This is a genomic window from Celeribacter persicus (assembly GCF_003050785.1).
Lineage (GTDB): Bacteria > Pseudomonadota > Alphaproteobacteria > Rhodobacterales > Rhodobacteraceae > Celeribacter > Celeribacter persicus.
This window is the reverse complement of the sequence record NZ_QAOH01000039.1, coordinates 1-11344: the sequence shown is the minus strand read 5'-3', so window position 1 is coordinate 11344 and position 11344 is coordinate 1. Positions and strand designations below refer to the sequence as shown.

Genomic DNA, 11344 nt, shown 5'->3' with positions numbered 1-11344 from the left:
TGGCCAGCTCGCTGACTGTTTCTTCGCCTTTCAGCGCTGCCAACGCCACCTTGGCTTTGAACTCTGGGTGATGTTGCTTCCGTTTCGACATATCTGATCTCCTGCGTGTTGAAGATCAGCAGACTACAAATCGCAGCTTACGTCAGTGTCCGAATTTCGGGAGGTAGCTCAGACAACCTTGTGCGTTTATTCTGTGAGATAGGGGAGGTGCCCGGTCCGGCGCGTCGAAGCGGGCGTCAGTTTCAAAAGCTCATTGCGCCGCGTATTGCGCGGACCAAGCGTCGAGAATGTCGCGATAAGGCTTGATGAAATGCTTCTCAGCGTATTTGCCCTGCTTGATGGCCAGCTGGCTGCGTTCTTCGCGGTCGTAGACGATCCGGGTGGGGGAAAAGTCTTGATGGTCGAGGCTGGGTTGGAACACCGTGCCTGCCGCGGCATTGGCGTTGTAAATCTCCGGGCGATAGATCCGCTGAAAGCTTTCCATCGTGCTGATCGTCGAGATCAGTTCGAGGGTGCTGTAATCATTGAGCAGATCGCCGAAGAAGAAAAAGGCCAACGGGGCGGCACTGTTTTTCGGCATGAAATAGCGCACCTGAAGGCCCATTTTTCTGAAATAGGCCTCAGTCAGGGAAGTGGTGTCTGGCTGGTATTCAAAGCCCAGAACCGGGTGTTCGTTGGCGGTGCGGTGGTAGGTTTTATTGTGCGACACGCTCAGGCAGAACACCGGACGTTTTGCGAAATTCTCTTGATAGGCGGGAGACGTGACAAAGAGTTTGAAGAGATTGCCATGCAAGTCGCCGTAGTTTTCCGGCACACTGAACCCGTCTCGACCCTTGTTGTGGTCCATAAGGCGCACGCTGAAATCGTAATCGCGAACATAGGAGGAAAAGCTGTTGCCGACGATGCCTTCGATCCGCGCACCAGTCTTGTGATCGACGATCGTGGTTTTCAACATTTCAATCGCCGGGAAGTCACCGCCATTGCCATCAACGTCCAGATCGGCAGAGACAATCCCCAGCTCGACGGCGTAGCGATCCCCCTTCGGGTTGTCCCAGTGAGCCAATGCATTGAAACGATTGTCGATCATGGTGAGCGCCCGGCGCAGGTTTTCCTGACGATTTTCCCCACGCGCCAGATTGGCGAAATTGGTCGTCAGCCGGGTGTGATCCGCAGGCGTATAGTTTTCGTCGAAGCAAAGAGTTGAAATTTTGAATGCAAAATCTTCGGTCATAGTGATCGCATATCCTATTTGCCTGAGAACCGGACGCACCAAGCGGTTCCCTGACGTTTACATCAGGGCTTGCCAGGCTCGGCTTCGGTATCTCAGTTGGTGGTCCTCATGTGGCCTACGAACGCCTTGGGCTTGGAAAGGCAAAGCTGTTCCGTGCTATATGCGCGAAGTCGATCATGGATAAAAATGAGATTATCTCAGAAATACATGAGTGCCCGTCATGTTGCGGATGTCCCCTCTGGGAGACGACCGATTTGCACAGTTCAGATTTGAACTGTTTAGATTTGGACAGTTTCGATTTGAACGGTGGCAGCCAGTTCCATAAAGCCGCTGAGATAATTGGGGCATTCCCCCTTGCGATGACCCAAATGAATCGACTTTGCGATCCCCTGCCCCAGACGCACGCCCCTCACCCCCTTGGCGTCGCGCAGCAACCAATCCGGCGTTGCGCTAACCGCACGGCCCGACGCCACCAGCCGCAGCATCAGATCGGTGGTTTCCACCGTGCGATGACGACGCGGCAGAGCATGAGCAGGGATCAGAAATTGGGTATAAATATCCAGCCTCTCGCGGGAGACCGGATAGGTGATAAGCGTGTCCCCCGCCAGATCCGCCGGTTCTGCCCGCCCTTTGTCCGCCAAAGGATGGGTCTCGGCCACAGCCAAAACCAACTCATAGTCAAAGACGGATTGATACTCGATCCCCGGCTGTTCGACCGGATCGGGCGTGACGAGAATGTCGATTTCATGGCTCAAAAGCGCGGCAAGGCCACCGAACTGAAAGGCCGTTGTCACATCTAAATCCACATCGGGCCATTGCGACAGAAACGGATCAAGCACACGCATCAGCCAGTCTTGGCAGGGATGACATTCCATCCCCACCCGGATCGCGCCGCGCCGTCCGCGAGCATAATCCCCAAGCACCACGGCGCCATATTCAAGTTGCGGCAACACGCGATTGGCCAGCCCCAGGAGATACTCCCCCGACGGGGTCAGGCGCAGTTTGTGACCTTCGCGCTTCCAGAGTTTCACCTGATAACGTTCTTCAAACCGGCGAACAGCATGGCTGACGGCAGATTGCGTCAAAAACAATTTATCGGCGGCCTGTGTCAGGCTACCCGTCCGATCAATTTCACGTAAAATGGCCAGCGGTTGAAGGTCAATCATCAGGTGTGAATCCTTGCTATAGTTCTCTGATATAATCGTGATGCAACATCATATCCAACACCGAAGCATGCGCAGCTATCCTCTGTACATTCGATACAAAAGCGTTTGAAATTAGCCCCCCCACTCCGGCGCGACCGATGCGGCTATTGAACTGTCCAGCGCCTCGAAAGTGTTTAGCCCGATGGTCTCATAAAGCTCCTTGCGGGTCTGCATCTCCGGGATCATTGCGGTGGTGGCCCCGTCGCGGGCAAGCGCGGCATAAAGCTTTTCCTGCGCCTTGTTGGCGACCCTGAGGGACGACACCGGCCAGATCACCATGTCATAGCCCAGCTCTTCGAACTCCTGAGCGGTGAGCGCGGGCGTGCGCCCGAACTCGGTCATATTGGCCAGAAGTTTGACACCGGGAAGGGCCGCGCGCATCTCCTTGAACATCTCGACCGAAGTCAGCGCCTCCGGGAAGATCGCATCGGCACCCGCTTCGACATAGAGCTTCGCACGCGCCACCGCACCTTCGATCCCTTCGGAGGCCGCGGCATCCGTACGGGCGATGATCACGAGATCGCGCGAGGCTTTTGCCGCCGCCGCCACTTTGGCCGCCATATCTGCCGCGGAAGCGAGTTTCTTGTCATTCAGATGGCCGCATTTCTTGGGCAAAAGCTGATCTTCGAGATGCACGGCGCCCGCGCCCGCCTCTTCGAAAGCGCGCACCATATGCATGACATTGAGCGCCTCACCATAGCCGGTGTCGCCATCGACCAGAAGCGGCAGGCCGGAGGCGCGGGCGATCTGGCGGATGAAGAACGCCACCTCGTCGACGGTGATGATCCCCAGATCCGGCAACCCCATCGACGCGGTCATCGCCGCCCCCGACAGGTACAAGGCATCGAACCCTGCCACCTTCGCCTGAAGTGCGGACTGACCGTTATGTGCGCCAGGAAGCCGCAGAATTCCGGGGACGTTCAACGCCTTGCGAAAGCGCCGCCCGGCGCTCTCTTCGGGTAAATCGTCTGCAATCAAATAGGTCATGGTCTCACTCCGCAGCTCTGGGGAAGTCAGCGCCCCGCCGCCCGAGTGGCAGGAAGGGGCGATTTTCGGGGCCGATATAATTGGCCGAGGGTCGGATGATCTTATTGTCGATCCGCTGCTCGATCACATGTGCGCCCCAGCCGGACGTCCGGGCGATGACGAAAATCGGCGTGAACATCGCCGTCGGCACCCCCAACAGGTGATAGGAGACGGCGGAGAACCAATCGAGGTTCGGGAACATACGCTTGGCCTCCATCATCACGAACTCGATCCGCTCGGCGATGTCGTACATTTTCATCGACCCCGCCGCTTCGGACAGGTGCCGGGCGATGCGTTTGATCACCACATTGCGCGGATCGGAGACCGTGTAGACCGGGTGACCAAAGCCGATCACCACCTCCTTGTTGGCGATACGCACGCGAATGTCGCTCTCGGCCTCTTCCGGCGTCTCGTAGCGTTTCTGAATCTCGAAGGCGACTTCGTTGGCACCGCCATGCTTCGGCCCCCTGAGCGCGCCGATCGCCCCCGTGATAGCGGAATAGACATCCGCCCCGGTGCCCGCGATGGAGCGCGCGGTGAACGTCGAGGCATTGAACTCATGCTCGGCATAGAGGTTCAGCGTGACATGCATGGCACGGACCTCTTCCTCGCTGGCCTGCTTACCATGCAACAGATGCAGGAAATGCCCGGCGATGCTGTCGTCTTCGGTCTCGACCTCGATCCGTCGCCCGTTCTGGGCGTAGTGATACCAGTAGAGGAGCATCGAGCCCTGCACCGCGATCAACCGGTCCACAATGTCGCGCGCGCCGGCGGTGTTGTGATCGGCCGCTTCGGGCAAGGCGCAGCCCATGGCAGAGACCCCGGAGCGCAGCACATCCATCGGATGCGCCGCCGCCGGGATCGCTTCCAACGTCTTGCGCACCGCTTTCGGCAGCCCCCGAAACGCCTTGAGCTTGGCCTTGTAGGCGTCAAGCTCTGCGGCAGATGGCAGGCTGCCATGGATCAGAAGATGCGCAACCTCCTCGAACTCGCAGCTTTCCGCAAGATCGAGAATGTCATAGCCGCGATAATGCAGATCATTGCCACTTTGTCCGACAGAGCACAGCGCGGTATTGCCTGCCGTGACGCCCGAAAGCGCCACGGATTTTTTCGGTTTTTTGACGGAACTCGTCATCATTTTTCCTCCCTAAAATCCAGATCAATTCCAGTCGAAAATACCCTTTGGACGAGGTGCCCCAAGCTGATCCGGTGCGACCGTAAAGTTCAGCCAATGCAGTTGATCCGCTTTCAAACCGGCAAGGTTTTCCACCGCATCCAGGAAGCGCTGCTGCTCATCCGGCACGATCACGCCATCGGACAGGGTCAGGAATTTCTTGACGTAATCCGGGCGTTTAAAAGGCCGTGCGCCCAGCGGGTTGGCATCGGCAATCGCCAGCTCGTCGACAATCTTCGATCCGTCCTCCAGCGTGATCGTGACCCGCCCGCCAAAAGCCTTATCTTTCGGATCATGCGCATGATAGCGCCGCGTCCATTCCGGATCCTCTGCGGTCGAAATCTTGTGCCAGAGCGCCACGGTCGAGGGACGCTTGGCCCGCTCCGGCGTGTAAGATGCGACATGATGCCAACCGCCATCTTCGAGCGCGACCGCGAAGATATACATGATCGAGTGATCCAGCGTCTCACGCGAGGCGTTTGGGTCCATTTTCTGCGGATCGTTCGCCCCCGTGCCGATCACGTAATGAGTATGGTGCGAGGTCTCGATCAGGATGGATTTCACCTGGCTCAAATCGCCCACCTTGTCACGCATCCGGCGCGCCAGATCGATCAGAGCCTGCGATTGATATTCGGCGGAATGCTCCTTGGTATAAGTGTCGAGGATCGCACGTTTCGCCTCGCCTTTTTCCGACAGCGGCACATGATAGACCGCTTGCGGGCCGCCCAGAAGCCAGGCTATGAACCCGTCTTCGCCCTCCCAGGCGGGGCTCGGCGCGCCCTCACCACGCATGCATCTGTCCACCGCCTCAATCGCCATTTTCCCGGCAAAGGCGGGCGCATAGGCTTTCCAGCTCGAAATCTCGCCCTTGCGCGACTGTCGTGTGGTGGTGGTAGTATGCAGCGCCTGTTGCACCGATTGAAAGATAACCTCCACCGGCAACTTCAACGCCGTGCCGATCCCGGCCGCCGCCGACGGTCCGAGATGGGCGATATGGTCGATCTTGTGCTCATGCAGGCAGATGCCCTTCACCAGATCGACCTGAATCTCATAGCCCGTCGCAAGCCCGCGGATCAGGTCCTGGCCGGTCAGCCCGCAATGCTGTGCCACCGCGAGGATCGGCGGAATATTATCACCCGGATGAGAATATTCCGCAGCCAGAAACGTGTCGTGGAAATCCAGCTCCCGCACTGCAACACCGTTGGCCCAGGCCGCCCATTCCGGGCTGACACGCGTCTCCGAGGACATCCCGAACACCGTCGCCCCCGAGATTTTACCTCGTGCATAGGCATGGCAGAGCGCCTGTGCACGGGCGGAGGCGACGGGTCGGCGGGCCACCGAGGCGGCGGCGACCGCGGCGTTGTCGATCATCCGGTTGATGATCATCTCCGCCACGTCCTCCTCCACTGCAACCGAATCGGCGGCCACTTCGGAAATTTTCCATGCAAGCTGATCTTCGCGCGGCAGGTGTTCTGCGGATTTATAGCTCCGCACCTCATGCAGTTTCATGCTGTTGTCCTTGAATAGTCGTCTCCTCCACAGCGGATTGCCTGCGCGCGGCCCCAAATGCGGCGCGGGCGCCCGGCGTCATCCACCGCCACCATCTCGAATTGTCCCGATAAGACATCACGGCGCAGGGCCGTACTCAGATCCTCGGCCACGCCATGAACCATGACACTCATGGAAGATCGCCCGACGCGGATCACTTCGGCGGTGAGTTCCAGAAGTTCCCCGACCTGAACCGGCGTTGTGAAATCCACCCGTTCCGAACGCGCCATCACCACGGAACCGCCCGCCCGACGCGTTGCCGCGACGAAAGCAGCCTTAGCCATGAGCGAGAGACCATTGCCCCCGAACAGGGTGCCGTAATGATTAGACTGATCCGGAAAGATCATTTCGACCATGACCGTTTGCTGATCGGTTCGTTGCGGAACTGTGTCGGGCTGGTCCATGTGCGTCTGCCTGAGATTGGGATATTTACAAGATTAGCAAAGCCACCTTTTCACAGGCCAGAATTAGACATAAACTACTGAAAATGCATATTTTTGCCAACGCATAATGGTAAATTTGCGAAGTTTGTTAATGTCCCTCGCAAAAACCGAAGGAAAGCACTGCGATGAAAAAAGCTTATATGGGGGTTCGCCTAAAGCGCCTGCGAGAAGAACGTGGCATCACACAGGCCGCTTTGGCACGTGCGCTCGACATCTCCCCCAGCTATCTCAACCAGATGGAGCACAATCAGCGCCCATTGACCGTACCCGTACTGATCAAACTGAACGCCGCATTCGGCCTCGATATTCAGATGTTCTCCAGCGGCGAAGAGGCCCGCATCATCACCGATCTGCGCGCTGCTCTGGCCGATCAGGGCGCCGGCGCCTCGCTCGCTGAAGTGCGCGAAATAGCCGCCAATATGCCCGGCGTCGCCCGAACAATTGTCGCCATGCAGACGCGACTTCGGGACATGTCGGAGCGCATGGATATTCTGAGCGGGCATCTCAGCGGCGACACGCCAACCGGAAACACTCCCACCGCCTTCGAAGCTGTGCGCGACTATTTCTATGAACATCGCAATTACATACCCGAGCTTGATCGCGCAGCCGAAGAGATCGGCAACGGCCTGCCCCATGGCCGAATGACCGAGGGACTGATCGACCGTCTCGCCGGTCGGCACGGGTTGCGTCTTGCTCTGGTCGCGGAAGTTGAAAGCCTCCGCCGCTTTGATGAAAGCGCTCGCATCCTCCATCTCGCAGCTCACCTGAATGTGGGGCAGCGCGCGTTTCAGATGGCCACGCAACTGGCCTTTCTCGAGCAATCCGACACATTGAACCGACTCGTCGACGAGGCAAAAATGGCAAGTACGGAAGCGCGGGATTTGCTGCGCATCGGCCTCGCGAACTATTTTGCCGGCGCGCTGATCCTGCCCTATCGCGCGTTTCTCGTCGCGGCGGAGGAGTTGCATTACGACATCGAACTTCTCGGGCGGCGTTTTGGGGTCGGGTTCGAAACCATATGCCACCGGCTCTCCACGCTGCAACGCCCTGAGGCCCGCGGTGTGCCGTTCTTTTTCATCCGGGTGGATCATGCCGGTAATATCTCGAAACGCCAGAGCGCGACGGATTTTCATTTTTCTCGGTTCGGCGGGTCCTGCCCGCTTTGGAATATCTATGAAGCCTTCTCAAACCCCGGAGAAACATTGACCCAAGTGGCGCAGATGCCAGACGGGCGCAGTTACCTCTGGGTGGCGCGCACCGTCGAGCATGGCGCAGGCGGCTATGGCTCGCCGCGCAAACGCTTTGCTGTGGCGCTTGGCTGCGATCTCGCCCATGCCGACCGGCTGATCTATGCCCGTGGACTGGATCTGCGCAATCACGATCTGGCGACACCGATCGGAGCCGGATGCAAGGTCTGCGAACGTCCGGCCTGCCCACAGCGCGCCTTTCCCATGGTCGGGCGCCCGCTGGCGACCGATCCGGCCCAATCGCGTTTCGCCCCCTATTCCGGGGACTGATGCCCTATGTGGTCTTGCGATGTGGTCTTGCGCGGGCAGGCAGGAGGTGCGGCCACAGCCTCGAGCTAAAGCGTTTTTCGTTTAATCTGAATCTGATTGAGCGAAAAACGTTGCCACACTGAATTGATAGTGCTGCGTTTCTCAAAAATTGAGTGCCTCAAGTTTTTTGAGAAACGCTTTAAGCCGCACCCGTTGCCCTTTAGAATTTGGCATTCCCATCCGTCTGAGAGCATGCCCCCACGTGATCGTAAGCTGCGCCGATCTCCTTCATCATGATGGACAGAGAGGTCGGCCCGGCCGCCGTTGTGTACCAGGCCTCGGGATCGACAAAGATCACGCGGTCGTCCTGCCATGCCTTTGTGGCTTCTAGGAGCGGATTAGCGATCTGGTCTCTTGTCAGAGTCGGGCGACCTTCCATCACGGCGGTGCGGTCGATCACAAAGATCAGATCGGGGTTCGATTTCTGGATGAATTCACTTGTGACCGGCTGACCATGAAGCCCGGTTTCGCCGATCGCTCCGGCGGGTTTCACGCCCAGTTCATTGAAGACGAACCCATAGCGAGACTGCTGCCCAAAGGAGCTGAATGCGCCGTTGTTATGCAACAGGATCAGCGCCTTATCCGAACAGCCAGACATCTGGGCGTTCAGCGCACTCACCTGACCATCCAGCTCTTCAATGCCCGCACGGGCAACGTCTTCCTTGTCGAACACTTTGCCCAGCGTCTCGAAATGATCCCGAACGGCCGCAAGGTGCCCTTTGGAGCTGTCGCGATAGTCCACCTCAAAATAAAGCACCGCAAAGCTCTGGTAAATCGCGAACTCACCGGGGCTGATGCGCAATTCGATAAATTGCGTGACGCTGGCGATTATGAGCGTGAGCACCAGCCCCACCAACAAAAGCCGGTGCACATTGTTCTGCCCGCCCTGAAACAGCGTCATCTGCAAGCCAAAGGACCAGCCGAGCATGACCGCAATCGACAGGGCCATATTGCCGATCTCGCCCAGCATATGCAGGCTGGCGCTGCCGAGCCACAGGATCAGAAGCGATTGAAGCAAAAGGTAAACCGCCTCATACCCCATGATCGCGGGCGTCAGAATGCGGTTCTGTGTGAGGCTTTGAAACAGGATCGCGGAGATGGCGATGCCTGAGCCCGCAACACACATGGCGCCCAACCGGATCAAGCGGCGATTGAGCAAGAAACCCGGCTGAAACCCCGTGCCCCAGCCGAGGTAAACGAGCGCCAGCGCGATCAGAAGCGACAGAAACAGCACCGCTCTCATCGCGTCCCCCGCAGGATCAGCACCAAAAAGATCACTCCGCCAAGACCGCCAACGGTCAGGCCCAACGGCACCTCATAGGGGTAGATGACGACACGCCCCAAAATATCGCACAAAAGCAACAGGATCGCCCCGGACATCGCCACCAGCGGCAGGGTTTTCTGAAGGTTATCGCCCCGCCAAAGCGCCACCACATTGGGCACCACAAGCCCCACGAAGGGCACGGCGCCCGCCGTAATCACCGTGGCCGCCACAGTGGCTGAGACCAGAACCAATCCCAACGCGACCATGGGCCGATAGCGCAGCCCAAGGCTTTCGGACATATCCTGCCCCATGGCCAGAACAGTAAAACGACGCGCAAACAGGTAAGTCACGGCAACGACCGGCAGGATCAGGTAAATCAACTCATACTGGCCCTGCACAACGCGCGAGAAATCCCCGATCATCCAGCCCTGCATGGATTGAAGGATATTTCGGCTAAAGGCATAGAACTCCGCCAAGGCGCTCAGCACCCCTGCAAACATCAGCCCGATCACCGGCACGAGCACGGCATCACGAAACCGAATGCGGCTCAGGATGGCGACGAAGACCGCGCTCGCCATGAGGCAGAACACCATGGCAAAGCCCATACGCACAAGCGCCCCGGATGTGGGGATCGTGGTGAGAGCGACAAGAATGCCAAGCTTTGCCGCCTCCATCCCCCCGATGGTCGCCGGTTCAGCAAAGCGATTGCGCAGGATTTGTTGCAGGATCACACCACAAATCGCCAACCCGCTCCCTGTGAGGATCAAGGCAATCAGCCGCGGCAGACGGCTCGCCGTGAGGGTCAGCAGCGCATCGGGGGACGGATCAAACACCCAGCGCAGACCTATCCCGTTCGCGCCCACCATGAGTGAGACGCAACACAGCACCAAAAAACCAAGAGGAAGCGCACAGCTTCGTACAAGCCCCATGATCTAGCCCACTGGTGTGATGCGCCAGCCGGAGGCCTCTTGGCGCTGCGCCAGAAAGCGCGCGTAAGGCCCCGAATGGGTGGCCAGATCGGCGGGCGTCCCGCATTCGACGATTTTGCCCCCCTCCAGCACCGCAATCTGATCGGCCATCTGCACCGTGCTCAACTGATGTGCGATCACAACCATCGTGCATTTCCCGCGCATGTGATGGAGCGTTTGGGCAATCACCGCCTGATTTTCCGCATCGAGCGCGGCCGTGGCCTCATCCACCAAAAGGATCGGGGCCGCTTTCAACAGCGCGCGCGCGATGGTGATCCTCTGCCGCTCGCCACCGGACAAACGCACGCCACCTTCGCCGACCTCGGTCTCAAGCCCCTCGGGCAGGCGCGCCAAAATCTCGTCGATCCCGGCCTGTGCGATCACCTCCGCAAGCTCGGCCTCCGTCGCATCCCCCCGCCCCATACGGATATTTTCGCCGATGGTGCCCGACACCAGATATGTGTCCTGAAAAATCTGCGACACCTGCGCCGCGAGGGTTTCTTCGGACATGTCACGCAGGTCAACGCCACCGATCTCGATCCTCCCCTCCCCGACATCGTAGAACCGCGCGATCAGCCGGGCGACGGTAGATTTGCCCGACCCCGACGCCCCGATGAGGGCGGTCATACTGCCTTCGGGCACCGTGAGCGACATGCCATCCAGAACCGGTGCGCTGTTTGGCGTGTAGCGAAATCCGGCTCTGTTGCAAACTTTTTCAGCGGCAAGCATTTTGTGGGTCATTTCTGAGATAAGGGGTATGGGATGAGCGACTTCAAAGGCCGTCATTTCCGGGGTGAAGTCGTGCTTTGGGCTGTGCGTTGGTACTGCCGCTACGGGGTTAGCTATCGTGACCTGGAAGAGATGATGGCCGAACGGGGTCATCGGGTTGACCACTCTACGATCTATCGCTGGGTTCAACATTATTCCCC

General features: G+C 58.6%; 10 protein-coding genes and 1 pseudogene. 2 read left to right on the top strand and 9 right to left on the bottom strand.

Going from position 1 to position 11344, the window contains the following annotated elements:
- Nucleotides 1–250: 250 nt before the first annotated feature.
- From C8N42_RS20190 to C8N42_RS20165, 6 genes are all read right to left on the bottom strand, one after another.
- Nucleotides 251–1231: a DUF1852 domain-containing protein gene (locus tag C8N42_RS20190; RefSeq protein ID WP_107818220.1), complete on the bottom strand. Its 981-nt coding sequence runs from the start codon at nt 1229–1231 to the stop codon at nt 251–253.
- A gap of 278 nt (nt 1232–1509) precedes the next feature.
- Entirely contained in the window at nt 1510–2397 is an 888-nt protein-coding gene (locus C8N42_RS20185; protein ID WP_107818219.1) for a LysR family transcriptional regulator, read from the bottom strand.
- A gap of 111 nt (nt 2398–2508) precedes the next feature.
- Entirely contained in the window at nt 2509–3423 is a 915-nt protein-coding gene (gene prpB, locus C8N42_RS20180) for a methylisocitrate lyase (protein WP_107818218.1), read from the bottom strand.
- A gap of 4 nt (nt 3424–3427) precedes the next feature.
- Nucleotides 3428–4600 (bottom strand): bifunctional 2-methylcitrate synthase/citrate synthase, encoded by a 1173-nt coding sequence (prpC, locus tag C8N42_RS20175; RefSeq protein ID WP_245890318.1) that lies wholly within the window; start codon nt 4598–4600, stop codon nt 3428–3430.
- Nucleotides 4601–4621: 21 nt separating this feature from the next.
- The gene (locus C8N42_RS20170; protein ID WP_107818216.1) at nt 4622–6145 is read right to left on the bottom strand and encodes an MmgE/PrpD family protein; all 1524 of its coding nucleotides are present in this window, start codon (nt 6143–6145) and stop codon (nt 4622–4624) included.
- Nucleotides 6142–6588, bottom strand: a complete 447-nt coding sequence (locus tag C8N42_RS20165) for an acyl-CoA thioesterase (RefSeq protein WP_107818215.1) — start codon at nt 6586–6588, stop codon at nt 6142–6144. The genes C8N42_RS20170 and C8N42_RS20165 overlap by 4 nt, the downstream gene beginning before the upstream one ends.
- Nucleotides 6589–6752: 164 nt before the next feature.
- On the opposite strand from C8N42_RS20165, the gene C8N42_RS20160 reads away from it, so the two are divergent.
- Nucleotides 6753–8144 (top strand): short-chain fatty acyl-CoA regulator family protein, encoded by a 1392-nt coding sequence (locus tag C8N42_RS20160; protein ID WP_107818214.1) that lies wholly within the window; start codon nt 6753–6755, stop codon nt 8142–8144.
- Between the two features lie 199 nt (nt 8145–8343).
- On the opposite strand, the gene C8N42_RS20155 is transcribed toward C8N42_RS20160, so the two are convergent.
- Genes C8N42_RS20155 through C8N42_RS20145 form a run of 3 tightly spaced genes read right to left on the bottom strand, consistent with a single transcriptional unit; the run spans nt 8344 to nt 11144 of the window.
- Nucleotides 8344–9426, bottom strand: a complete 1083-nt coding sequence (locus tag C8N42_RS20155) for an iron chelate uptake ABC transporter family permease subunit (RefSeq protein WP_107818213.1) — start codon at nt 9424–9426, stop codon at nt 8344–8346.
- Nucleotides 9423–10376: an ABC transporter permease gene (locus C8N42_RS20150; protein WP_107818212.1), complete on the bottom strand. Its 954-nt coding sequence runs from the start codon at nt 10374–10376 to the stop codon at nt 9423–9425. Before C8N42_RS20150 ends, C8N42_RS20155 begins: the two co-directional genes overlap by 4 nt.
- Nucleotides 10377–10379: 3 nt before the next feature.
- Nucleotides 10380–11144, bottom strand: a complete 765-nt coding sequence (locus tag C8N42_RS20145) for an ABC transporter ATP-binding protein (RefSeq protein WP_170109389.1) — start codon at nt 11142–11144, stop codon at nt 10380–10382.
- 33 nt (nt 11145–11177) lie between these two features.
- On the opposite strand from C8N42_RS20145, the pseudogene C8N42_RS20140 reads away from it, so the two are divergent.
- Nucleotides 11178–11344: pseudogene (locus C8N42_RS20140) on the top strand (IS6 family transposase); the annotation flags it as partial.

Coding starts and splice junctions, on each gene's coding strand:
- C8N42_RS20190 (WP_107818220.1), bottom strand. CDS start 1,231: ATGACCGAAGATTTTGCATTCAAAATTTCAACTCTTTGCTTCGACGAA.
- C8N42_RS20185 (WP_107818219.1), bottom strand. CDS start 2,397: ATGATTGACCTTCAACCGCTGGCCATTTTACGTGAAATTGATCGGACG.
- prpB (WP_107818218.1), bottom strand. CDS start 3,423: ATGACCTATTTGATTGCAGACGATTTACCCGAAGAGAGCGCCGGGCGG.
- prpC (WP_245890318.1), bottom strand. CDS start 4,600: ATGATGACGAGTTCCGTCAAAAAACCGAAAAAATCCGTGGCGCTTTCG.
- C8N42_RS20170 (WP_107818216.1), bottom strand. CDS start 6,145: ATGAAACTGCATGAGGTGCGGAGCTATAAATCCGCAGAACACCTGCCG.
- C8N42_RS20165 (WP_107818215.1), bottom strand. CDS start 6,588: ATGGACCAGCCCGACACAGTTCCGCAACGAACCGATCAGCAAACGGTC.
- C8N42_RS20160 (WP_107818214.1), top strand. CDS start 6,753: ATGAAAAAAGCTTATATGGGGGTTCGCCTAAAGCGCCTGCGAGAAGAA.
- C8N42_RS20155 (WP_107818213.1), bottom strand. CDS start 9,426: ATGAGAGCGGTGCTGTTTCTGTCGCTTCTGATCGCGCTGGCGCTCGTT.
- C8N42_RS20150 (WP_107818212.1), bottom strand. CDS start 10,376: ATGGGGCTTGTACGAAGCTGTGCGCTTCCTCTTGGTTTTTTGGTGCTG.
- C8N42_RS20145 (WP_170109389.1), bottom strand. CDS start 11,144: ATGCTTGCCGCTGAAAAAGTTTGCAACAGAGCCGGATTTCGCTACACG.